This window comes from Streptomyces misionensis (assembly GCF_900104815.1).
Taxonomy (GTDB): domain Bacteria; phylum Actinomycetota; class Actinomycetes; order Streptomycetales; family Streptomycetaceae; genus Streptomyces; species Streptomyces misionensis.
The window spans coordinates 3642267-3665836 of the sequence record NZ_FNTD01000004.1 but is presented as its reverse complement, the minus strand read 5'-3'; the positions used below and the strand labels follow the sequence as shown (position 1 = coordinate 3665836).

At 72.9% G+C, this 23570-nt stretch carries 20 protein-coding genes; 14 read left to right on the top strand and 6 right to left on the bottom strand.

The window, feature by feature from the left end; genetic code table 11:
- Nucleotides 1-33: 33 nt before the first annotated feature.
- On the bottom strand, nt 34-291 hold the full coding sequence (locus BLW85_RS18185) for a DUF2530 domain-containing protein (RefSeq protein ID WP_070023964.1): 258 nt from the start codon (nt 289-291) through the stop codon (nt 34-36).
- 184 nt (nt 292-475) lie between these two features.
- On the opposite strand from BLW85_RS18185, the gene BLW85_RS18180 reads away from it, so the two are divergent.
- Entirely contained in the window at nt 476-1930 is a 1455-nt protein-coding gene (locus BLW85_RS18180) for an NCS2 family permease (protein ID WP_070023962.1), read from the top strand.
- Nucleotides 1931-1952: 22 nt separating this feature from the next.
- Here BLW85_RS18180 and BLW85_RS18175 read toward each other — a convergent pair whose 3' ends face one another.
- The gene (locus BLW85_RS18175) at nt 1953-2135 is read right to left on the bottom strand and encodes a ribbon-helix-helix protein, CopG family (protein ID WP_070024482.1); all 183 of its coding nucleotides are present in this window, start codon (nt 2133-2135) and stop codon (nt 1953-1955) included.
- Nucleotides 2136-2290: 155 nt separating this feature from the next.
- Here BLW85_RS18175 and BLW85_RS18170 point away from each other — a divergent pair, with 155 nt between their 5' ends.
- Together BLW85_RS18170 and BLW85_RS18165 are read left to right on the top strand one after the other, a co-directional pair.
- Nucleotides 2291-2728, top strand: coding sequence for a MarR family winged helix-turn-helix transcriptional regulator (locus BLW85_RS18170; protein WP_070023960.1), 438 nt, complete (start codon nt 2291-2293; stop codon nt 2726-2728).
- A gap of 98 nt (nt 2729-2826) precedes the next feature.
- A complete protein-coding gene (locus tag BLW85_RS18165) occupies nt 2827-4098 on the top strand; it encodes an MFS transporter (RefSeq protein ID WP_070023957.1) in 1272 nt (423 codons plus the stop codon).
- 19 nt (nt 4099-4117) lie between these two features.
- Here the strand turns inward: BLW85_RS18165 and BLW85_RS18160 are convergent, their stop codons facing one another.
- Complete coding sequence (locus BLW85_RS18160; protein WP_074992605.1) at nt 4118-4627, bottom strand: GNAT family N-acetyltransferase; 510 nt, start codon at nt 4625-4627, stop codon at nt 4118-4120.
- Between the two features lie 157 nt (nt 4628-4784).
- Here BLW85_RS18160 and thpR point away from each other — a divergent pair, with 157 nt between their 5' ends.
- Entirely contained in the window at nt 4785-5357 is a 573-nt protein-coding gene (gene thpR / locus BLW85_RS18155; protein ID WP_070023954.1) for an RNA 2',3'-cyclic phosphodiesterase, read from the top strand.
- A gap of 190 nt (nt 5358-5547) precedes the next feature.
- On the opposite strand, the gene BLW85_RS18150 is transcribed toward thpR, so the two are convergent.
- Nucleotides 5548-6540: an aldo/keto reductase gene (locus tag BLW85_RS18150; protein WP_074992604.1), complete on the bottom strand. Its 993-nt coding sequence runs from the start codon at nt 6538-6540 to the stop codon at nt 5548-5550.
- Nucleotides 6541-6658: 118 nt separating this feature from the next.
- Nucleotides 6659-7324: an SGNH/GDSL hydrolase family protein gene (locus tag BLW85_RS18145; protein WP_074992603.1), complete on the bottom strand. Its 666-nt coding sequence runs from the start codon at nt 7322-7324 to the stop codon at nt 6659-6661.
- 123 nt (nt 7325-7447) lie between these two features.
- On the opposite strand from BLW85_RS18145, the gene BLW85_RS18140 reads away from it, so the two are divergent.
- Nucleotides 7448-8419 carry a hypothetical protein gene (locus tag BLW85_RS18140; protein ID WP_074992602.1) on the top strand — a complete coding sequence of 324 codons (972 nt, stop codon included), beginning with the start codon at nt 7448-7450 and terminating at the stop codon, nt 8417-8419.
- 92 nt (nt 8420-8511) lie between these two features.
- Here the strand turns inward: BLW85_RS18140 and serC are convergent, their stop codons facing one another.
- Nucleotides 8512-9630, bottom strand: coding sequence for a phosphoserine transaminase (serC, locus tag BLW85_RS18135; RefSeq protein WP_074992601.1), 1119 nt, complete (start codon nt 9628-9630; stop codon nt 8512-8514).
- Between the two features lie 156 nt (nt 9631-9786).
- On the opposite strand from serC, the gene BLW85_RS18130 reads away from it, so the two are divergent.
- From BLW85_RS18130 to BLW85_RS18090, 9 genes are all read left to right on the top strand, one after another.
- On the top strand, nt 9787-12681 hold the full coding sequence (locus BLW85_RS18130) for an FAD-binding and (Fe-S)-binding domain-containing protein (RefSeq protein ID WP_074992600.1): 2895 nt from the start codon (nt 9787-9789) through the stop codon (nt 12679-12681).
- Nucleotides 12682-12748: 67 nt separating this feature from the next.
- Nucleotides 12749-13870, top strand: a complete 1122-nt coding sequence (locus BLW85_RS18125) for a lipid II:glycine glycyltransferase FemX (RefSeq protein WP_070023940.1) — start codon at nt 12749-12751, stop codon at nt 13868-13870.
- A 157-nt stretch (nt 13871-14027) separates the two neighbouring features.
- Nucleotides 14028-14972: an EamA family transporter gene (locus BLW85_RS18120; protein WP_074992599.1), complete on the top strand. Its 945-nt coding sequence runs from the start codon at nt 14028-14030 to the stop codon at nt 14970-14972.
- Nucleotides 14973-15105: 133 nt separating this feature from the next.
- A complete protein-coding gene (locus tag BLW85_RS18115) occupies nt 15106-16308 on the top strand; it encodes a polysaccharide pyruvyl transferase family protein (protein ID WP_070023930.1) in 1203 nt (400 codons plus the stop codon).
- 90 nt (nt 16309-16398) lie between these two features.
- The gene (locus BLW85_RS18110) at nt 16399-17193 is read left to right on the top strand and encodes a TIGR03084 family metal-binding protein (RefSeq protein WP_074992598.1); all 795 of its coding nucleotides are present in this window, start codon (nt 16399-16401) and stop codon (nt 17191-17193) included.
- Nucleotides 17190-18872: an acyclic terpene utilization AtuA family protein gene (locus tag BLW85_RS18105; RefSeq protein WP_070023926.1), complete on the top strand. Its 1683-nt coding sequence runs from the start codon at nt 17190-17192 to the stop codon at nt 18870-18872. The genes BLW85_RS18110 and BLW85_RS18105 overlap by 4 nt, the downstream gene beginning before the upstream one ends.
- Nucleotides 18869-20467, top strand: a complete 1599-nt coding sequence (locus BLW85_RS18100) for an acyl-CoA carboxylase subunit beta (RefSeq protein WP_074992597.1) — start codon at nt 18869-18871, stop codon at nt 20465-20467. Before BLW85_RS18105 ends, BLW85_RS18100 begins: the two co-directional genes overlap by 4 nt.
- A 5-nt stretch (nt 20468-20472) precedes the next feature.
- Complete coding sequence (locus BLW85_RS18095) at nt 20473-22314, top strand: acetyl/propionyl/methylcrotonyl-CoA carboxylase subunit alpha (RefSeq protein WP_074992596.1); 1842 nt, start codon at nt 20473-20475, stop codon at nt 22312-22314.
- 55 nt (nt 22315-22369) lie between these two features.
- Nucleotides 22370-23530 (top strand): acyl-CoA dehydrogenase family protein, encoded by a 1161-nt coding sequence (locus BLW85_RS18090; protein WP_070023920.1) that lies wholly within the window; start codon nt 22370-22372, stop codon nt 23528-23530.
- Nucleotides 23531-23570 lie beyond the last annotated feature (40 nt).

The window sequence follows — 23570 nt, the reverse complement described above, 5'->3', positions numbered from 1 at the left end:
CGCGCCCACCCGGCCCGGGTCCCCGGGCCGGGGTCAGTCGGCCGATGCCGAACGGGCCCTCTTGATGGCGGCGTCCCGCTTGCGCACGTACCAGATGCCGATCAGCCCGAGCCCGCCGCCGGCCAGGCACGTCCACAGCCACCACAGATGGCCGTGGTCCTGGAACCAGCCGTAGAAGGGGAGCTGGACGAGGAACAGGACGAACCAGATGATCGTGCCGCCGGTGATGGTGGCGACCACGGGCCCCTCCAGGGGCTCGGGCGCCTCGTGCTGGGGGATCCACTTGGCCATGCCGCACAGCTTACGAGGCGATCGGGCGGCCACCTGGTCCGACCGGGCGCGCACCGAATCTACGCGCGGAGATAGCGATCTAGTGACTCAGACGTTCATACTGAAACCGTTTGTCCTTGACCGCTTCTAATCGTATGAAACTCCAACGGGGCTCGGGGGAACCCTGTCGGTGATGAGGTCCCGCATGTCCACCTCGGCAGCTGCCAAGGTCCCCACCCCCGAGAAGCCGGGCGGTCCGACGCCCGCCGGAGGCTCCCTCGACCGCTACTTCAAGATCTCCGAGCGCGGCAGTTCCATCGCTCGGGAGTTCCGGGGCGGTCTGGCCACCTTCTTCGCGATGGCCTACATCATCGTGCTGAACCCGATCATTCTGGGCAGCGCGAAGGACATGTACGGTCACCATCTGGACAATGCCCAGCTGGTGACGGCGACCGCGCTGACGGCCGCCTTCAGCACCCTGCTGATGGGTGTCATCGGCAACGTCCCGATCGCGATGGCCGCCGGCCTCGGCGTGAACTCGGTCGTCGCGCTCCAGCTGGCTCCCCGGATGACCTGGCCGGACGCGATGGGCATGGTCGTCCTGGCCGGTTTCGTGGTGATGCTGCTGGTCGCCACGGGCCTGCGCGAACGCGTCATGAACGCCGTGCCGTTCGGCCTGCGCAAGGCGATCTCGATCGGTATCGGCCTGTTCATCATGCTGATCGGCCTGGTCGACTCCGGCTTCGTCAGCCGTATCCCGGACGTCGCCCAGACCACCGTCCCGCTCCAGCTCGGCACCGGCGGTCACCTCACCGGCTGGCCGGTCCTGATCTTCGTCCTGGGCGCGCTGCTCACCTTCGTGCTGATCGTGCGCAAGGTGCCGGGTGCGATCCTGATCTCCATCGTCGGCATGACCGTCCTCGCGGTGGTCATCAACCTGATCGCCAAGGTCCCGTCCTGGGGCCTGACGGTGCCGAAGTGGCCCGGCAACCCGGTCGCCACCCCCGACTTCGGCCTGGTCGGCCAGGTCAGCCTGTTCGGCGGCTTCTCCAAGGTCGGCGTGCTGACCGGCGTCCTGTTCGTCTTCACCGTCCTGCTGTCGTGCTTCTTCGACGCGATGGGCACGATCATGGGCATCAGTGACGAGGCCAAGCTGACCGACGCCCAGGGTTACATGCCGGGCATCAACCGGGTGCTGTTCGTGGACGGCCTCGCGGTCGCGGCGGGCGGCGCCAGCTCCTCCTCGGCCACCACCGCCTTCGTGGAGTCCACGGCCGGCGTCGGCGAGGGCGCCCGCACGGGTCTCGCGAACGTGGTCACCGGCGGTCTGTTCGCCATCTCGCTCTTCCTCACCCCGATCGCCACGATGGTGCCGTCCCAGGCGGCCACCCCGGCGCTGATCGCGGTCGGCTTCCTGATCATGTCGAACTCGGTCAAGGAGATCGACTGGGCCGACTACACGATCTCCATCCCGGCGTTCGTGACGATGCTGATGATGCCGTTCACCTACTCCATCACCAACGGCATCGGCATGGGCTTCATCACCTTCACGGTCCTGCGCCTGGCCGCGGGCCGCGCCCGGGAGATCCCGGTGCCGATGTACGTCGTCTCGGCGGTCTTCGCCTTCTACTACCTGATGCCGGCCCTGGGTCTGACCTGAGCCGACCCGTTCCGCGGCGTCCTCAGGTGACGCCGTAGAACTTCTCCGTCTCCTCGACGGCGGTCTGGAACCGCTGGTCGAAGTCGTCACGAATGAGCGTGCGGACCACATAGTCCTGCACGCTCATTCCTCTTTTCGCCGCGTGCCGCCGGAGCCGTTCGAGCAGCTCCCCGTCTATCCGCAGGCTCAGCACAGTGGTCCCCATGGGTACGAGGGTCGCCACAGCCGCTCTCCCTGCGCGTCGCTTTCCGGCACCGGCTCACCCATACGGGTGATCGACGGGTTTCAGTGGCCGGGATCACGGGCACCTGGGTGTGTCCCATTGGTCTTTAGCTAGAGTAATGAGTTACTCTAAAGAACATGCCGGACCTCACCCATGGCGACGACGCTGCCGCCGTGAACGCCCTCCGCTCCGCCGTGATGCGGCTGTCCCGCCGGGTCAAGCACCAGCGGGTCGACGAGTCGCTGAGCCCCACCGAGATGTCGGTGCTCGGCACGCTGTCCCGCTGCGGCTCGGCCACGCCGGGCGAGCTGGCCCGCAAGGAGCACGTCCAGCCGCCGTCGATGACCCGCATCGTCGCGCTGCTCGAAGCCAAGGGCCTGGTCCGGCTGGAGCCGCACCCGGAGGACCGGCGCCAGAAGGTCGTCACCCAGACCGAGCAGGCCGAGACCATGCTCGAAGAGAGCCGCCGCAAGCGCAACGCGTTCCTGGCGAACCTCGCCGACGGTCTCGACGAGGAGGAGTGGGCCAAGCTGCGCGCCGCCGCCCCCGTGCTGGAAAAGCTCGCACACCTGTAAGCAAGCCCCTGAAGGAGGCGACGCTGTTGAGTACGGGATCCGGAACACCTTCCGCCCCCGCACCCACCGCCCCTACTACCCCCGCCCGCAAGTCCTCGATGTTCAGCTCGTTGAAGGTCAGGAACTACCGCCTGTTCTTCGTCGGCCAGGTCGTCTCCAACACGGGGACCTGGATGCAGCGCATCGCCCAGGACTGGCTCGTCCTCAGTCTCACCGGCTCCTCCGCGGCCGTCGGCATCACGACGGCCCTGCAGTTCCTGCCGATGCTCCTGTTCGGTCTCTACGGCGGGGTCCTGGTCGACCGGCTGCCCAAGCGCCCCGCGCTCCTGGTCACCCAGTCCTCGATGGCCCTCAGCGGCCTCGCGCTCGCCGCGCTGACGCTCACCGGTCACGTCCAGGTCTGGCACGTCTACCTCGCCGCGTTCTTCGTGGGGCTCGCCACGGTGGTCGACAACCCCGCCCGGCAGTCCTTCGTCTCCGAGATGGTCGGCCCCGACCAGCTGCACAACGCGGTCAGCCTGAACTCCGCGAACTTCCAGTCCGCGCGCCTCGTCGGCCCGGCCGTCGCCGGCCTCATGATCACCGGTGTGGGCACCGGCTGGGCGTTCCTCGCCAACGGCCTGTCCTTCGCCGCGCCGATCACCAGCCTGCTGCTGATGCGCGCCCGTGAGCTCTTCCCGGTCAAGCGGACCCCGCGGGCCAAGGGCCAGCTGCGGGAGGGCCTCCAGTACGTCGCGGGCCGCCCGGAGCTGATCTGGCCCGTGGTCCTGGTCGGCTTCATCGGCACCTTCGGCTTCAACTTCCCGGTGTGGCTCTCCGCCTTCGCCGACAACGTGTTCCACGTGGGCGCCGGCGGCTACAGCCTGCTGAACACGCTGATGGCCCTGGGCTCCCTCGGCGGCGCCCTGCTGGCCGCCCGCCGCGGCTCCGCCCGGATGCGGCTGCTGATCTTCGCCGCGCTCACCTTCGGGGTGCTGGAGATCGTGGCCTCCCTCGCCCCCGCGTACTGGCTGTTCGCCGTGCTCATGGTGCCGATCGGGATCTGCGGCCTCACGGTCAACGTCACCGCGAACACCACCGTGCAGATGGCCACCGACCCCGCCATGCGCGGCCGGGTGATGTCCCTGTTCATGATGGTCTTCATGGGCGGCACCCCGCTCGGCGCCCCGGTGATCGGCTGGATCACCGACACCTACGGCGCCCGGGCCGGCTTCGCCCTCGGCGGTGTCGTCTCCGCCCTCGCGGCCGGCACCATCGGCCTCATCCTCGCCCGCGTCGGCGGCCTGCGGCTGTCGGTCGGCTGGCACGGAGGGCACCCGCGCCTGCGGTTCGTCCAGCGCAAGCGCGAGGAACTCGCCACGGCCGTGTGACCATCCCCGGAGGGTGCGGCTACCGCACCCTCCGGGCCAGCACCTGCCCCGGCCAGCCGTCCTGGCTGAAGGACTCGGTGCGCACGAACCCCTGGCGCTCGTAGTAGGCGACCAGCTTGCCGTCGTCGCCCGCGTAGCAGTCCACCCGCAGCAGCGAGATCCCCGCCCGCCGGGTCACCTCGGCCGCGTGGGCGAGCAGCGCGGCACCGGCGCCCCGCCCCTTGAACCGGGGGTCGGCGGCGAGCAGATGGATGTACCGCTCGGGCTCGCCGGCGGGCTCCACATAGGAGCCGGGCGCGTCGGTGAGCGTCAGGGTGGCGGCCGGCATTCCGTCCGACTCGGCGATGTACGGCGTGCCCGCGGTGGCGTACCGGTGCACCTGTGCCACGGCCCGGGGATTCGCCGACCAGGCTCTGGTGCCCCACTGCCCGGTACGGCCCTCGGCCACCAGCCACCGCACGGCGCCGTCCAGCAGGCCGAGGATCAGGGGAGCGTCGTCGGGGCCGCCTTCGCGGATGGTGAGCGTCATGGCGGTGATCCTGCCCACGCGCCCGGGACGCGATGTGCGGTCCGCGATCTCTCCGGGATGTCTCGGGGATGCCCCGGTGGACGCGTCGGGGGTGTCTCGGGGGCGGCTGCGGGACACATCGGGGTCGCCGCCGGGATGTCTCTGGGATGGTGGGGGCATGAGACTCTTCGCCGCCGTACTGCCGCCGCAGGAGATCGCCGCCGAACTCGCCGTCGAGGTCGACCGGTTGCGGCGGCTGCCGGGCGCCGACGGGCTGCGCTGGACGGGCCGCCCCGGCTGGCACTTCACCCTCGCCTTCTACGGCGAGGTCGCCGACGACGTCCTGCCCGGTCTGTCGGACCGCCTCGCCCGCGCGGCCCACCGCACCGCCCCCTTCCGGCTGGCCCTGGCCGGCGGCGGCCAGTTCGGTCACGGCCGCGCCCTGTGGGCCGGGGCCTCGGGCGACGTGGCCGCGCTGCGTCTGCTCGCCGACCGGGCGGAGGCGGCGGGCCGCAAGGCCGGGGTGCCGATGGGGGAGCACCGCCGCTACCAGGCCCACCTGACGCTGGCCCGCGGCCGCGAGGCGGTGGACGTACGGCCGTACGTCGAGCTGCTGCGCGCGTTCGCGGGCCGGAGCTGGACCGTGACCGAGCTGGCGCTGGTGCGCAGCAACCTGCCGACGTCGGGGGAGCGGGGCGAGCAGCCGCGGTACGAGGCGGTCGGGCGCTGGGAGTGCGGGGCGTCCGGTTAGGCTCGATGCGTGGACCCGAAAACCCGGAACCGGATCATGGCCGGTGCGCTTGTGCTGATGTTGGTGGTCGTTGCCGTGGCGGCGGCGGTGCGGTAGGGGCCGGGGAACCGCGGCCCGCACCGGCCGCGGCCGGTCGTGGCCGACCGCGCGGTTCCCCGCCCCTCGCGGGCGTTCGCCCGCCCGCCCGGTGTCACCAGGCGAAGGCCTCCGGGGACGGGCCCGGGCCCGGGAAGATCTCGTCCAGGCCGGCGAGGAGTTCTCCGCTCAGCTCCAGCTCCACCGCGCGCAGCGCCGACTCCAGCTGCTCGGCCGTGCGCGGGCCGACGATCGGGCCCGTGACCCCGGGACGGGTGAGCAGCCAGGCCAGCGCGGCCTCGCCGGGCTCCACGCCGTGCTTGTCGAGCAGGTCCTCGTAGGACTGGATCCGCGCGCGGGCCGCGGGGTCGGCGAGGGTGTCGGCGGCGCGGCCGGAGGCGCGGCGCCCGCCCTGCACCTCCTTCTTGATCACACCGCCGAGCACTCCGCCGTGCAACGGGGACCAGGGGATGACCCCGAGGCCGTACTCCTGCGCGGCCGGGATGACCTCCATCTCGGCGCGGCGCTCGGCGAGGTTGTACAGGCACTGCTCGCTGACGAGGCCGATGGTGCCGCCGCGGCGGGCGGCGGTCTCGTTGGCCTGGGCGATCTTGTAGCCGGGGAAGTTGGAGGAACCGGCGTAGAGGATCTTGCCCTGCTGGACGAGGGTGTCGATCGCCTGCCAGATCTCGTCGAAGGGGGTGTTCCGGTCGACGTGGTGGAACTGGTAGAGGTCGATGTGGTCGGTCTGCAACCGCTTCAGGCTGGCGTCCACCGCGCGCCGGATGTTCAGCGCGGAGAGCTTGTCGTGGTTGGGCCAGGCCTCGCCGTCGCCGGCCATGTTGCCGTAGACCTTGGTGGCGAGGACGACCTTGTCGCGGCGGTCGCCGCCCTTGGCGAACCAGTTGCCGATGATGGTCTCGGTGCGCCCCTTGTTCTCGCCCCAGCCGTAGACGTTGGCGGTGTCGAAGAAGTTGATGCCCGCGTCCAGTGCCGCGTCCATGATCGCGTGGCTGTCGGCTTCGTCCGTCTGCGGCCCGAAGTTCATCGTCCCGAGAACCAGTCGGCTGACCTTGAGTCCGGTGCGTCCAAGCTGCGTGTACTTCATGGTCACCAAGCCAACGGCTTGGAGTGCGCTCCAGGCAAGGGCGGGTGGTTGTTCGCGGGGGAAGTGCGTGGTCTTGACGAGGAGACCGAGCGCGGTGGTGGTCGTGTCGACGTCGGTCCTACGTCTGCCCGATCCCCCACGCCTCCCGCATCGCCCCGGCGAACGCCTCCGCGATCCGCTGCTCGCCGCTGGCGTTGGGGTGGGTGCCGTCGTAGGTGTCGACGTGGATGTCGTACGCGGCGGGCCGGGACGCCAGCAGGATCGGCGACCGGGGCTCGTCCAGGTCGGCGGCCGCCTTGGCGAGGAGGACGTTGAAGAGGTCCACCTGCTCGGCGAAGGGGGCGTCCGTCTCGGCGCGGACGTTGGGGATCACCGGCAACAGCACCATGCGGACGCGCGGGTCGGCGTCCCGGGCGGCGGCGATGAAGGCCCGGACGTTCTCGGCGGTCTGCTCGGCGTTGGTGTAGAAGCCGAGGTCTATCAGGCCGAGCGAGACGAGCAGGACGTCCGGCCGGCACTCCCGGACCGCCCCGCCGATCAGCGGGGCCATGTGCAGCCAGCCCTCGCCCCAGCCCGCGAGGTGGGCGCGGGGGAAATCGGGGTCGGCGTAGTCGAGGGACGTCGGCTCGCCGGACTGCTTGTCGTACAGCGTCTCGCGCGGGCCGACGAGCGTGACGTCGGGGTCGTGCGTACGGCGAAGGAGCTGCCACAGCCGGTGACGCCATGTGTGTTCGCCCGCGCTCCCGATCGTCATGGAGTCGCCCACGGGCATGAACCTGAGCATCCGCTCATCATGGACGATCACGGCCGCGGGGTGGGATGCGGGGCCGTGTGAGGCCCGCCACGTGCGGGCGCGGGCGGCCCGGGCGGAGGGCCGAACGCCCGGCGGGAATGGCAGTCTTGGCCCATGCGCCGACCGTTCGCCCTGCTCGCCGCCGTCCTGCTGGCCGGCGCCTGCGCGTTGCCCGCCTCCGCCGCCGAGGGGGCCGGCGACCAGGGGTTCACCCTCAAGGACCCGAGGATCGCCGAGTCCAGCGGGCTCGCCGCCTCCCGTCTGCACCCCGGCATCTACTGGACGCACAACGACAGCGGCGACGGGCCGTACATCTACGCCGTCGACAGCCGGACCGGGCGGACCGTGGCCCGCGTGACACTGCGGGGCGTCGGCTCCCCGCGCGACGTCGAGGCGATCTCCATCGGGCCGCACGACGAGATCTACGTCGGGGACATCGGCGACAACTTCGACGGGCGCTGGCCCTATGTCTGGATCTACCGGCTGCCGGAGCCGAAGGTGCTCGAGGACCAGACGATCACGGCCACGCAGTACGTGGTGAAGTACGCCGACGGGCCGCGCAACGCCGAGTCGATGGTCGTGCACCCGAAGACCGGGCGCGTCTACATCATCGACAAGAAGGAGAACGGCGGCCACCTCTACGAGGGCCCGGCCACCCTGTCCACCACGGGCAGCAACGTCTTCAAGCCCATCGCCCCGATCGACCTGTGGGCCACCGACGCGGCGTTCTCCCCCGACGGCCGGCAGCTCGCCGTGCGCGGCTACCTCGGCGGCATCTACTACGCCTGGAACGACGGCCACATCAAACGTGCCGGCACCCTCGACGTCCCCCTCCAGGGCCAGGGCGAGGGCGTCACCTACTCCGACGACGGCACGAAGCTGCTGTACAGCAGCGAGGGCGCCGACAGCGCGGTGGTCGCCAAGGACGCCCCCGACCGCCCCGGCGGCGGCTCCCCGTCGACGGGCAACGGCTCGTCCGGCACCCACACCCCCGGAAACAAGAGCCTCCCCCTCGGCGCGGCCGCGATCGCCGTCGTACTGGTGGCCCTGGTCGCGGCGGGAAGGCGGCGGCGCCGCGGGAGGTGAGGGAAAGGTGCTGGGAGGTCGGGGGAATCGGGGGCCCGTAAGGCAAAGGGCGCCCAGCCGTAGCGGGCGCCCTTCGTCGGCGTGCCGAGAGGTCAGAGCTTCTCGATCACGTAGTCGACGCACTTGGTCAGTGCCTCGACGTCCGCCGGGTCGATCGCCGGGAACATGGCGATGCGCAGCTGGTTGCGGCCGAGCTTGCGGTAGGGCTCGGTGTCCACGATGCCGTTCGCGCGCAGCACCTTGGCCACGGCGGCGGCGTCGATCTCGTCGGAGAAGTCGATCGTGCCGATGACCTGGGACCGCTTGGCCGGGTCGGTGACGAACGGGGTCGCGTACTTCGACTCCTCGGCCCAGTTGTAGAGGCGGGTGGCGGAGTCCTTCGTACGGGCCGTCGCCCAGTCCAGGCCGCCCTGGCCGTTGAGCCATTCCAGCTGCTGGTTCAGCAGGAAGAGCGTGGCGAGGGCCGGGGTGTTGTACGTCTGGTTCTTGCGGGAGTTGTCGATCGCCGTGGGCAGCGAGAAGAACTCGGGGATGTGCCGGCCGGACGCGTGGACGCGTTCGGCGCGCTCGATCGCGGCGGGGGAGAAGACGCCGATCCACAGGCCGCCGTCGGAGGCGAAGGACTTCTGCGGGGCGAAGTAGTAGACGTCGGTCTCGGTGACGTCCACCGGCAGGCCGCCCGCGCCGGAGGTGGCGTCGACCAGGACGAGGGAGCCCTCGTCGGCGCCGGTCACCCGGCGGATGGGCATGGCGACACCGGTGGAGGTCTCGTTGTGGGTGAAGGCGTAGACGTCGACGCCCGCCTCGGCGCTGGGCTCCGGGTGCGTGCCGGGGTCGGCGGCGATCACGGTCGGCTCGGCGAGCCAGGGCGCGAGCTTGGCCGCCTTGGCGAACTTGGAGGAGAACTCGCCGAAGTTGAGGTGCTGGGACTTGTTGTCGATCAGTCCGTGGGTGGCGATGTCCCAGAAGGCGGTGGAGCCGCCGTTGCCGAGGATCACCTCGTAGCCCTCGGGCAGGGAGAACAGCTCGGAGATCCCCTCGCGGACCTTCCCCACCAGGTTCTTCACGGGCGCCTGGCGGTGGGAGGTGCCGAGCAGGGAGCTTCCGGTGGCGGCGAGGGCGTCCAGCGCCTCGGTCCGCACCTTGGAGGGGCCCGCACCGAAGCGTCCGTCGGCGGGCTTGATGTCAGCGGGAATCTGGATGTCGGCCACGTCTCGGAGGGTATCGGCTGGGCGAAACGGGACGGAACCGTGTCCGTCGGATGAGACGAGATCACCAGGACACGGACTTGTCGGGTCGTACGACGATCAGGCCGAGCCTGTGGACAACTTCCGGTGACGGTCGGTGATCGGATGCATCCTGGACGCATGACGGATCACTCGGGTCTCGAAGCGGAACTGCGCGGGTGCGTCCGGGGCGAGGTCGGCTTCGACGCCACCGCCCGGGCGCTCGTGACGATGGACGCGTCCAACTACCGGCGCGTCCCGGCGGGAGTGGTGGCCCCCCGGGACGCGGACGACGTGGCGGCGGTCCTCGGCGTGTGCCGGGCGCGCGGCGTGCCGGTGGTGGCCCGCGGCGGAGGTACGTCGATCGCCGGTCAGGCGACCGGTACAGGCGTCGTACTGGATTTCACCCGCCATATGAACGGCCTGCTGGAGCTGGACCCGGGCACCCGCACCGCCGTCGTGCAGCCCGGCCTCGTCCTCGACCGCCTCCAGCGTGCCGCCGCCCCGCACGGCCTGCGCTTCGGTCCCGACCCCTCCACCCACAGCCGCTGCACCCTCGGCGGGATGATCGGCAACAACTCCTGCGGCTCCCACTCGGTCGCCTGGGGAACCACCGCGGACAACGTGCGGGAGCTGTCCGTCCTCACCGCGCGCGGCCGGCGGCTGCGGCTCGGCCGGGACTGGGCGGGCGCCCCCGAGGGGCTGCGCGAGCTGGCGCGGGGCGAGTTCGCCCGGCTGCGCACCGGCTTCCCCGACCTGCCCCGGCGCATCTCCGGGTACGCGCTGGACGCGCTGCTCCCCGAGAAGGGCGCCGACGTGGCCCGTTCCTTCTGCGGTTCCGAGGGCACCCTCGGCATCCTCACCGAGGCGGTCGTCCGCCTGGTCGAGGCACCCCGCGCCCACGCCCTGGCGGTGCTGGGGTACGGCGACGAGGGGGCCGCCGCCGAGGCCGCCGCCGGCCTGCTGCCCCACGGCCCGCTCACCGTGGAGGGCATGGCCGCCGACCTGGTGCCGTCGGGCGCGGGACTGCCCCGGGGCGGCGCCTGGCTCTTCGTTGAGACGGGCGGCGCGTCCCGGGCGGAGGCCCGGGCCCGCGCGGAGGCGATCGTCCGCGCGGCCGACGTGGTCGACTCCCTCGTGGTGACCGACCCCGCCGCCCAGCGGACCCTGTGGCGCATCCGCGAGGACGCGAGCGGCACGGCGACACGGATGCCGGACGGCTCCGAGGCCTGGCCCGGCTGGGAGGACTGCGCGGTGCCGCCCGCCCGGCTCGGCGCCTATCTGCGCGACTTCCGCGCCCTGCTGACGTCCCACGGCCTGCGCGGCACCCCGTACGGCCACTTCGGCGACGGCTGTATCCACGTCCGCATCGACTTCGACCTGCTCACCGCCCCCGGCATCGGCCGCTTCCGGCGCTTCTCGGAGGAACTGGCCGACCTGGTGGTGGCCCACGGCGGTTCGCTGTCCGGGGAGCACGGCGACGGCCAGGCCCGCGCCGAACTGCTGCCGCGCATGTACGGCGCCGAGACCGTCCGGCTCTTCGAGCGCGCCAAGGCCGTCTGGGACCCCGACGACCTGCTCAACCCCGGCATGCTGGTCCGCCCCGCCCCGCTGGACGCCGGCCTGCGCTTCTCGGTGCTGCCGAGGGAACCCGTCGAGGTGGCCTTCGGCTACCCGGCCGACGGCGGCGACTTCCGTGCGGCCGTCCGCCGCTGCGTCGGCGTCGCCAAGTGCCGTACGGCCACGGCGGCGGGACCCGCCGTGATGTGCCCGTCCTTCCGCGCGACCGGCGAGGAGGAGCACTCCACCCGGGGCCGCGCCCGGCTGCTGCACGAGATGCTGGCGGGGGAACTGGTCACCGACGGCTGGCGCTCCACCGAGGTCCGCGACGCCCTCGACCTCTGCCTCTCCTGCAAGGGCTGCCGCACGGACTGCCCGGTCGGCGTCGACATGGCCACCTACAAGGCCGAGTTCCTGCACCACCACTACGCGGGCCGCCGGCGCCCCGCCGCCCACCACAGCATGGGCCGGCTGCCCGAGTGGCTGCGCTGGGTCGCCCGCACCCGCACGGCCCCCCTGCTCAACGCGCTGGCCTCCGTCCCGCCCCTGGCCGCCGCCGCGAAACGGCTCGGCGGCATCGCCCCCGAGCGCCGGCTGCCCCGCCTCGCGTCGCGGACCTTCACCGGCTGGTGGCGGCGCCGCGGACCCGTCTCCCGGTCCGGTGACCTGGTGGTGCTCTGGCCGGACACCTTCACCGAGCACCTGTCCCCCTCGGTCGGCCGGGCCGCCGTCCGGGTCCTGGAGGCCGCCGGGCTCAGGGTGGCCCTGCCGCCGACGCTGCTGCCCGGCCGGGGAGGCATCGCCCGCGGCGGCCGGCCCGTCTCGGCCGCCGCCCTGCTCACCGTCCGCCGGGCCCGGGTCTGCTGCGGTCTGACCTACCTCTCCACCGGCCAGCTCGACCGCGCCCGCACCGTGCTGCGGCGCACGCTGGACCTGATGGAGCCGGTGCTGGCGGCGGGCGTGCCGGTCGTCGTCCTGGAACCCAGCTGTGCGGCGGCCCTGCGCACCGACCTCCCGGAACTCCTGCACGACGACCCGCGCGCCCCCCGGCTCGCCTCGGCCGTGCGCACCTTCGCCGAGGTGCTGGAGCAGCACGCGCCGCACTGGACCCCGCCCGCCGTCGACCGCCCCGTCGCCGGTCAGACCCACTGCCATCAGCACGCGGTCCTCGGCGACACCCCGGACCGCGGCCTGCGCGCCGCCGCGGGCCTGACCGGTGAACTCTCCGGCGGCTGCTGCGGACTGGCGGGCGACTTCGGCTTCCGGAAGGGCCACTTCGAGGTCTCCCGGGCCTGCGCGGAGGACCAGCTGCTGCCCTCGATACGCGAGGCGTCCGAGGACACCGTGATCCTGGCCGACGGCTTCTCCTGCCGCACCCAGCTGGAGCAACTGGCCGGGACCCGCGGCCGGCACCTGGCGGAGGTGCTGGCCGAGGCGCTGGACGACGACACGAGGCGCGAGGGGGAAGGGAAGTGACGGCCCGGCAGCCGGACGCTGTTTCCATAGGTTGAGGTGATCCGCGCACCGTGAAGGAGCCACGTCCATGAGCGTCACCGTCCGTCCGGTCACCCGGGCCGAACACCTCGCCTTCGTGGCGGCCCGCCCCTCGGCCAGCCATCTCCAGCTGCCGTCCTGGGGAGACGTGAAGCGCGACTGGCAGGCGGAGAGCCTGGGCTGGTTCGAGGCGGACGGGCGGCTCGTCGGGGTGGGGCTGGTGCTGCTCAGACCGCTGCCCAAGCTGAAGCGGTACCTGGCCTATCTGCCCGAGGGCCCGGTCATCGACTGGGACACGCCCGACCTGGAGCGGCTGCTGGAGCCGATGCTGGCCCACCTCAAGCGCCGGGGCGCCTTCTCGGTGAAGATGGGGCCGCCGGTGGTCGTGCGGCGGTGGAGTCCGGACGCGGTCAAGGCCGCCATCGCCGACCCGGGGGCGCACCGGCTGCGGGACGTGCCGCCGACCTCGCAGGAGCCGGCCGCGCTCGCCCTCGTCGACCGGCTGCGCCGGATGGGCTGGCGGCAGACCGAGCCCGGCGGCGAGGACGGCTTCGCCGCGGGCCAGCCCCGCTACGTCTGCCAGGTCCCGTTCGCCGGGCGGTCGCTGGAGGACATCCACCGCGGGCTCAACCAGCAGTGGCGGCGCAACATCAAGAAGGCCGAGAAGGCCGGGGTGAAGGTCGTCCGGGGCGGTTACGACGACCTGCCGGTCTTCCACGGCCTCTACGCGGAGACCGCGGAGCGGGACCGCTTCGTCCCGCGCCCGCTGTCGTACTTCCAGCGCATGTGGACGGCGCTCACCACCGAGGACCCCGACCGGATGCGGCTGTACCTCGCCCACCACGACGGCGAGGTGCTCGCCGCGGCCACGATGCTGGTCGTCGGCGGCCACGTCTGGTACTCCTACGGCGCCTCCACCAGCCGCAAGCGCGAGGTGCAGCCCAACAACGCGATGCAGTGGCGGATGATGTGCGACGCCCATGAGCTGGGCGCCCACGTCTACGACTTCCGGGGCATCACCGACACCCTAGAGGAGTCCAACCACCTCCTCGGCCTGCTCCGCTTCAAGGTGGGCGCGGGCGGCGGGGCCGCGGAGTACGTGGGCGAGTGGGACTTCCCGCTGAACCGGCTGCTGCACAAGGCGCTGGACATGTATATGACGCGCCGCTGAAGAGGACCGCCGGGAAGGTGGCCCGGCATGCGAGAAGAGCCCATCTCACCATCCAGGACAGGCCCATGGCCGGTTCACACCCCTGACGGAGGTCTACTACCCTGGACTCGGTAGTACAGGGAGCTGTACATGATCTGATCCGAGCACCAGGACCGCCGTGAGCACCGTCAACACCCCCAGCGCCCCCTCCGCGTCGTCCGCGAAGACGCCCGTGCCCCCGCGGGCCCCGGGCCGTCTCGGCTCGCTCGGCCCGGTCGGGCTGGTGCTGGCCGGCTGCGTCTCGGTGCAGTTCGGCGGCGCCCTCGCGGTGACCCTGATGCCGAGGGCCGGCGCGCTCGGCGTGGTGACCCTCCGGCTGTGCGCGGCGGCCGTGGTCCTCCTCCTGGTCTGCCGCCCCCGGCTGCGCGGCCACTCGCGCGCCGACTGGGGCACGGTGATCGCCTTCGGTGTCGTCATGGGCGGCATGAACGGCCTCTTCTACGAGGCCGTGGCGCGCATCCCGCTCGGCGCCGCCGTCACCCTCGAGGTGCTCGGCCCGCTGACCCTCTCCGTGCTGACCTCCCGCCGCGCGATCAACGCGCTGTGGGCGGCCCTGGCGCTGGGCGGTGTGTTCCTGCTGGGCGGCGGGGGCTTCGGCGGCGTGGACCCGGTGGGCGTGGTCTTCGCGCTGGCCGCGGGTGCGATGTGGGCGGGGTACATCGTCTTCAGCGCCCGCACGGGACGCCGCTTCCCGCAGGCGGACGGCCTGGCACTGGCCATGGCGGTCGCGGCCCTGCTGATCCTGCCGCTGGGCATCGCCACGTCCGGCAGCCGTCTGTTCGACCCCACGACCCTGGGCCTCGGCTCGGCGGTGGCCCTGCTCTCCTCGGTCCTGCCCTACACCCTCGAACTGCTGGCCCTGCGCCGCCTGCCCGCCGCCACCTTCGCCATCCTGATGAGCCTGGAACCCGCCCTCGCCGCCGCCGCCGGTTTCCTCATCCTCGGCCAGGCCCTCTCGGCCGCCGAGGCCGCCGCGATCGCCCTGGTCATCGCGGCCAGCATCGGCGCGGTCCGCACCCAGGTCTCCCGCGTCAGGACGCCGCCCCCGGCCCCGGAGGCGTGAGCCCGGGGCGCCCGGAAATTGTCCGGAAGGGGCGGTGACCTGGCCGTTCAACCGGGGGCGCGGATGTGTACGTTGGCACAGAGCGTCCGCGTCGCGCCCAGGGGCGGCGGTTACAGGTAGGGGAAACGAACGCATGGCACGTGTCGCCGTCATCACCGCGCCCAACATCGGCTACCGCAACACCGGAATGCTGACCGTCGACCTGGCCTTCGAGACCATGCGGCGGCGGATGGGGGGCGGGATCGAGGCGAACTGGTACACGCTGCACGCGCCGGAGACCGTGGCGCTGCGGCCGGGGGCGCGCGGGCACGCGTTCCCGTTCCGGTTCCGGTCGCTGATCGACGAGGTCGACGACCTGCGCGAGCACGACGCCGTGGTGTTCTGGGGCGACTTCCTGCACGCCCGGCACTACCTCGCCCAGGACGCCACCAACCGGCTGCTCGACTTCGGTTTCGCCGAGGACCGGGGCGCCGCCCGGGCCCTGCTCAACCGGACGCTGCTGCTGGCCGACCAGCCCGACGAACTGCTCTCGCGCACCCTCAGCTACGGCGGGACGATCCTGCACAACACGCAGTCCGACTACGAGGACAAGGAGTACGGCCCGCTGTTCACGCGGCTGATGACGCGCAGCCGCCGGGTCTGGGTGCGCGACCCCCTGTCCGCGGCCAAGCTCGCGCAGCTGCGCGGGGACCGTACGACGGACCACTTCGGCTCCGACGCCGCCCTGCTGAACCGCCCCGGCGATCTCGGCCACCTCCCGGTCACGCCCTGGTCCCAGGACCTCCCGCAGGGCGGCGCCATCGGGGTGTTCCTCGGCGCCCGGACCGAGATCCCCGACTGGCTGCCCGGCTTCTGCCAGGGGCTCGCCGAGCGGTTCGGCGCGCCCCTGGAATGGGTCCCGTGGTTCGACCGGGACGTCCCCCCGCGGGCCGAGCACATCGCGCGGCGCCCCGGTGACCCCACCGTCGGCGACCTGATCGGCGTGCTGCCCCGCTACCGCCTCGTCGTCACCGACACCTACCACCTCGCCGTCAACGCGTGGGGCGCCGGCACCCCGGTGGTCTGTGTCGGCGCCCCCGAGCCGGTGCCGACGACCGACGACGACTACCTGACCCTCAGCGATGTGAAGAAGCACGTCTTCCACATGGCGTACGACGCCGCCGACTTCTACCTCACCACCGTCCCGGACAGCCCCGAGGGGCACGCGCGCCGGGCCGACCGGATCGTCCGCCTCGTGGAGGGCGGGGGCGCCGCCGCCGTGGCCGCGCGGATCCGGGAGCACGCCGACCACTCCGCGCACTCGTTCACCGAGACCCTGGCCGCCCTGCTGTCCTGAACGACCGGCCACCGGCCCCGCGCCCGCGGGCCCTCGAAAAATCATGCAAGCACGCTTGATTGTTTCCCGGGGCGCTGCCATGCTCCCCCCATGGCCGACCCGACGCCCGTCATCGACGACCTGCGTGCCGAGAGTGCCCGACTGGACCGGCTGGTGGCCCGGTTGACGCCCGGGCAGTGGGCGCTCCCCACTCCCGCGCCCCACTGGACCGTCGCCCACCAGATCGCCCACCTCGCCTGGACCGACCGCGCGGCGCTGGCCGCCGTCACCGACGCCGACGCCTTCCAGGCCCTGGCCAAGAAGGCGCTCGCCGCGATCGACTCCTTCGTGGACGAGGGCGCGCAGGAGGGGGCCGGACTGCCGTCCGGGGAACTCCTGGCGACCTGGCGGACGGGGCGCGACGCCCTCGACCGGGCCCTGCGCGCCGCCGCCCCCGGTGCCCGGTTCCCCTGGTTCGGGCCGCCCATGGCCGCCGCCTCCATGGCCACCGCCCGCCTGATGGAGACCTGGGCCCACGGCCTGGACGTCGCCGAGGCGCTCGGTGTCACCCCCGCCCCCACCGACCGCATCCGGCACATCGTCCGGCTCGGCGTGCGGACCAGGGACTTCGCCTACGGCGTGCACCGGCTCACCCCGCCCGCCGAGGAGTTCCACGTCCGGCTCACCGCGCCGTCCGGGGAGGTGTGGACGTACGGCCCCGAGGACGCCGCCCAGCGCGTCACCGGCCCCGCCCTCGACTTCTGCCTCCTCGTCACCCGGCGTGCGCACCGCGACGACCTCGCGCTGACCGCCGAGGGCCCGGACGCGGACCGCTGGCTGGACATCGCCCAGGCCTTCGCGGGACCGCCCGGCAGCGGCCGCCCGCCGAAGGGAGCCGCCCGGTGAACCCCTTGCGCATAGGCAACTTCTCCGGCTTCTACGGCGACCGGTCCGACGCCCTGCGCGAGATGCTCACCGGCGGCGAACTCGACGTCCTCACCGGCGACTACCTCGCCGAACTCACCATGCTGATCCTCGCCCGCGACCGGCTGAAGGACCCCTCGGCCGGGTACGCCCGCACCTTCCTGCGCCGGCTGGAGGACTGCCTCGGCCTCGCCCGGGAGCGCGGGGTGCGCATCGTCACCAACGCGGGCGGCCTCAACCCGGCCGGACTCGCCGAGCGCATAGAGGAGTTGGCGCGCAAGCTCGGCATCCCCCTGCGCGTCGCCCAGGTGACCGGCGACGATCTGACCGCCGCCCACCCCGGCGCCCTCGCCGCCCACGCCTACCTCGGCGGGTTCGGGATCGCCGAGTGCCTGCGGGCCGGCGCGGACGTCGTGGTCACCGGGCGGGTGACCGACGCGGCCCTCGTCACCGGGCCCGCCGCCGCCCACTTCGGCTGGGGGCCGGGGCAGTACGACGAACTGGCCGGGGCCGTCGTCGCCGGGCACGTCCTGGAGTGCGGGACGCAGGCGACCGGCGGGAACTACGCGTTCTTCCGGGAGGGGGACGTGCGGCGGCCCGGCTTCCCGCTCGCCGAGATCCACGCGGACGGCAGCAGCGTCATCACCAAGCACCCCGGCACCGGCGGTTTCGTGGACGTGGGCACGGTCACCGCCCAACTGCTCTACGAGACCGGGGGCGCCCGGTACGCGGGGCCCGATGTCACCGCCCGGCTGGACAGCGTCCGGCTGCGCCAGGACGGACCGGACCGGGTGCGGATCGAGGGGGTGCGCGGGGAGGCGCCGCCGCCGACGCTCAAGGTCGGGGTCAACCGGCTCGGCGGCTTCCGCAACGAGGTCGTCTTCGTCCTCACCGGCCTCGACATCGAGGCCAAGGCCGAGCTGGTGCGCGGCCAGCTGACGGACCACCTGGCCGTCTCGCCGCCCGCCGAGGTCCGCTGGGAACTGGTGCGCACCGACCGGCCGGACGCCGGCACCGAGGAGACCGCCAGCGCCCTGCTGCGGCTCGTCGTACGGGACCCGGACCAGCGGGTCGTGGGGCGGGCGCTGAGCGGGGCGGCGGTGGAGCTGGCGCTGGCCAGCTATCCCGGGTTCCACGTGGCGGCCCCGCCCGGCAAGGGGGAGCCCTACGGGATCTTCGAGGACGTGTACGTGCCCCGGGACGCCGTGACCCACACGGCCGTCCTGCCCGGTCCGGGCGGGCGGGTCCGGACCGTCGCACCGCCGCCCGGGACCCGGCCCCTTGAGGCCGTGCCGCCCCCGCCGCCGCCCGAGCCCCTCCCGCCCGGCCCGGCCCGGCGCGCACCCCTGGGGGCCGTCGCCGGGGCCCGCAGCGGGGACAAGGGCGGCGACGCCAACGTGGGGGTGTGGGTCCGTACCGACGAGGCATGGCGGTGGCTCGCCCACGAGCTGACCGTCGAGAGGTTCCGGGAGCTGGTCCCGGAGAGCCGCGAACTGCCGGTCACCCGGCACGTGCTGCCCCGTCTGCGGGCCCTGAACTTCGTCGTCGAGGGCATCCTCGGCGCCGGTGTCGCCTCCCGGCACCGCTTCGATCCGCAGGCCAAGGCGCTCGGCGAATGGCTGCGCTCCCGCCGGCTGGACATCCCGGAGGTGCTGCTGTGACCGTCCTGACCTCGGCCCTGGACCCGGCCGGCCCCGCCTACCGGGCCAACCGCGAGGCCATGCTCGCCAAGCTCGCCGAGCTGGAGGGCGAGCACGCCAAGGCGCTCGCGGGCGGCGGCGAGAAGTACGTGCGACGGCACCGCGACCGGGGGAAGCTGCTCGCCCGGGAGCGGATCGAGCTGCTGCTCGACCCGGACACGCCGTTCCTGGAGCTGTCGCCGCTGGCCGCCTGGGGGAGCGAGTACACCGTCGGCGCCTCGCTCGTCACCGGGATCGGGGTGGTCGAGGGCGTGGAGTGCCTGATCACCGCCAACGACCCGACCGTGCGCGGCGGCGCCAGCAACCCGTGGACCCTGAAGAAGGCCCTGCGCGCCAACGACATCGCCCTCGCCAACCGGCTGCCCTGCATCAGCCTGGTGGAGTCCGGCGGCGCCGACCTGCCGTCGCAGAAGGAGATCTTCATCCCGGGCGGCGCCCTGTTCCGGGACCTCACCCGGCTGTCCGCCGCCGGAATCCCGACCGTGGCCGTCGTCTTCGGCAACTCCACCGCCGGGGGCGCCTACGTCCCCGGCATGTCCGACCACGTGATCATGGTCAAGGAGCGGGCCAAGGTGTTCCTCGGCGGGCCGCCGCTGGTGAGGATGGCCACCGGGGAGGAGAGCGACGACGAGTCCCTCGGCGGCGCCGAGATGCACGCCCGCCGCTCCGGGCTCGCCGACTACTTCGCCGTGGACGAGGCGGACGCCCTGCGGCAGGCGCGGCGGGTGGTGGCCCGGCTCAACCACCGCAAGGCGTACGGCGATCCGGGACCCGCCGAGCCGCCCGAGCACGACCCCGAGGAACTGCTGGGCATCGTCCCCGGCGACCTCAGGACACCCTTCGACCCGCGCGAGGTCGTCGCCCGGATCGTGGACGCCTCCGACTTCGACGAGTTCAAACCGCTGTACGGCACCAGCCTGGTGACCGGCTGGGCGGCCCTGCACGGCTACCCCGTCGGCATCCTCGCCAACGCCCAGGGCGTCCTGTTCAGCGAGGAGTCGCAGAAGGCCGCCCAGTTCATCCAGCTCGCCAACCAGCGGGACATCCCGCTGCTGTTCCTGCACAACACCACCGGCTACATGGTCGGCAGGGAGTACGAGCAGGGCGGCATCGTCAAACACGGCGCCATGATGATCAACGCGGTCAGCAACAGCCGCGTTCCGCACCTGTCCGTGCTCATGGGCGCGTCCTACGGCGCCGGGCACTACGGCATGTGCGGCCGCGCCTACGACCCGCGCTTCCTGTTCGCCTGGCCCAGCGCCAAGTCCGCCGTCATGGGGCCGCAGCAGCTGGCGGGCGTGCTGTCGATCGTCGCCCGGCAGTCGGCGGCGGCGAAGGGGCAGCCGTACGACGAGGACGCGGACGCGGCCCTGCGCGCCATGGTGGAGCAGCAGATCGAGTCCGAGTCGCTGCCCCTGTTCCTGTCCGGGCGGCTGTACGACGACGGCGTCATCGACCCGCGCGACACCCGCACCGTCCTCGGCCTGTGCCTCTCCGCCATCCACACCGCCCCCTACGAGGGCGCGCGCGGTGGCTTCGGCGTCTTCCGGATGTGAGGTCCATGATCCAGACTCTGCTGGTCGCCAACCGGGGCGAGATCGCCTGCCGGATCTTCCGCACCTGCGCCGGCCTCGGCATTCGTACGGTCGCCGTGTTCTCGGACGCCGACGAGCACGCCCTGCACACCCGGCTGGCGGACACGGCGGTGCGGCTGCCGGGCGCGGCGCCCGCCGACACCTATCTGCGCGGCGACCTCATCGTGCGGGCCGCCCTGGCGGCCGGCGCGGACGCCGTGCACCCCGGCTACGGCTTCCTCTCCGAGCACCCCGGCTTCGCCCGCGACGTCCTGGCCGCCGGCCTGACCTGGATCGGGCCGTCCCCGGAGGCCATCGAGGCCATGGCGTCCAAGACGCGCGCCAAGCGGCTGATGGGCCTGGAACCCCTGGGGGAGGTCACCCAGGGGGACCTCCCGGTGCTGGTGAAGGCGGCGGCGGGCGGTGGGGGGCGCGGAATGCGCGTCGTGCGCCGCCTGGACGAGCTGCCCGCCGCTCTGGAGGGGGCGCGCGCGGAGGCCGCGAGCGCGTTCGGGGACGGCGAGGTCTTCGTGGAGCCGTACATCGAGCACGGCCGCCACATCGAGGTGCAGATCCTCGCCGACACCCATGGCACCGTGTGGCCGCTCGGCACCCGCGACTGCTCCCTCCAGCGCCGCCACCAGAAGGTCGTCGAGGAGGCCCCGGCGCCCGGGCTGCCCGACCGGCTCGCGAACGAGCTGCGCGCGCTGGCCGTGCGCGCCGCCCGCTCCGTCTCCTACGTCGGCGCCGGCACCGTCGAGTTCCTGGTCGCCGACGGCCGCGCGCACTTCCTGGAGATGAACACCCGCCTCCAGGTCGAACACCCGGTGACCGAGGCGGTGTTCGGGATCGACCTGGTCGCCGAGCAGATCCGGATCGCCGAGGGCCGCGCCCTGGAGAAGGACCCGCCCCGCCCGCGCGGGCACGCGATCGAGGCCCGCCTCTACGCCGAGGACCCCGCCCGCGACTGGGCCCCGCAGACCGGCACCCTGCACCGCATCGCCGTGCCGCCGGGCGTCCGCCTCGACACCGGCTACACCGACGGCGACACCATCGGCGTCCACTACGACCCGATGCTGGCCAAGGCCGTCGCCCACGCCCCCACCAGGGCGGAGGCGATCCGGCGGCTCGCGGGCGCGCTGGAGGCGGCGGTGCTGCACGGCCCGGTCACCAACCGCGATCTGCTCGTGCGCTCCCTGCGGCACGAGGAGTTCACCGGCGGCCGCATGGACACCGGCTTCTACGACCGCCACCTTCCCGCACTCACCGCGCCCGCCCCCGACCCGCACGCCCCGCTCGCCGCCGCCCTCGCCGACGCCCACGGCCGCTCCCGCTTCGGCGGCTGGCGCAACCTGCCCGCCCGGCCGCAGAGCAAGCGGTACGAGGTGGCGGGCCAGGAGGTGGAGGTCCGCTACCGGCACACGAGACGCGGCCCGGCCGCCGACGGGGTGCGGATCGTGCGCGTCGACGCGAGCACGGTCGTCCTCGAAGTGGACGGCGTGCGGCGGACGTTCGAGGTGGCCCGGTACGGGGACCAGGTGTACGTCGACGGCACCCGGCTGACGGCGCTGCCGCGGTTCCCCGACCCGGCCGCCCAGCTCGCCCCGGGCTCCCTGCTCGCCCCCATGCCCGGCACGGTCGTACGCATCGCCGAGGGCCTGGCGGAGGGGGCGGCCGTGGCGGCCGGCCAGCCCCTGATCTGGCTGGAGGCGATGAAGATGCAGCACCAGATCTCGGCCCCCGCCGCGGGCGTCCTCGCCGCGCTGCACGCCGAGCCGGGACAGCAGGTGGAGCCCGGCCTGCTGCTGGCGGTGGTGCGGCCGGAGTAAGCGGCGCGACGCACCGCGCGAGCAACCACCCACCACCCGCACGCGGAGGAATCGCATGACCACCCTCATCGAATCCGAAGAGCACAAGGCACTCCGATCGGCGGTGTCCGCCCTCGGCACCCGCTACGGCCGCGACTACCTCACCCGCACCGTCGCCGCGGGCAAGCCCCTCACCGAACTCTGGTCCGAGGCCGGCAGGCTCGGCTACCTCGGCGTCAACCTGCCGGAGGCCTACGGCGGCGGGGGCGGCGGCATCACCGAACTCGCCATCGTGCTCGAGGAACTGGGCGCCGCGGGATCGCCGCTGCTCATGCTCGTCGTCTCCCCCGCCATCTGCGGCACCGTGATCTCCCGCTTCGGCACCGAGGCGCAGAAGCGGGACTGGCTGCCGGGGCTCGCCGACGGCTCCCGGCTGATGGCCTTCGGCATCACGGAGCCCGACGCCGGCTCCAACAGCCACCGCATCACCACCACGGCCCGCCGCGACGGCACCGACTGGCTGCTCACCGGCCGCAAGGTCTTCATCTCCGGGGTGGACATGGCCGACGCGGTGCTGATCGTCGGCCGCACCGAGGACGCCCGCACCGGACGGCTCAAGCCCTGCCTGTTCATCGTGCCGACGGACGCGCCCGGCTTCCAGAAGCGGCCGATCGACATGGAACTGAGCGCCGCGGAGAAGCAGTTCGAGCTGGTGCTGGACGACGTACGGCTGCCCGCCGACGCGCTCGTGGGCGACGAGGACGCGGGGCTGCTCCAGCTGTTCGCCGGGCTCAACCCGGAGCGCGTCATGACGGCCGCGTTCGCCGTCGGAATGGGCCGGTACGCCCTCGCCAGGGCCGTCGAGTACGCCCGCGACCGCACCGTCTGGAAGACGCCCATCGGCGCCCACCAGGCCATCGCCCACCCCCTCGCGCAGGCGCACATCGAGCTGGAGACGGCCCGGCTGATGATGCAGAAGGCGGCCCACCTGTACGACGCGGGCGACGACATCGGCGCGGGCGAGGCCGCCAACATGGCCAAGTACGCGGCCGGGGAGGCCTGTGTGCGGGCCGTCGACCAGGCCGTGCACACCCTCGGCGGCAACGGGCTCACCCGCGAGTTCGGGCTCGCCTCGCTGATAACGGCCGCGCGCGTGGCCCGTATCGCCCCGGTCAGCCGGGAGATGATCCTCAACTACGTCTCCCACCAGACCCTGGGTCTGCCCAAGTCGTACTGAGCCGCGGGCCGCCCGGTGCCGCGCGCCGCCTCTGGAAAGA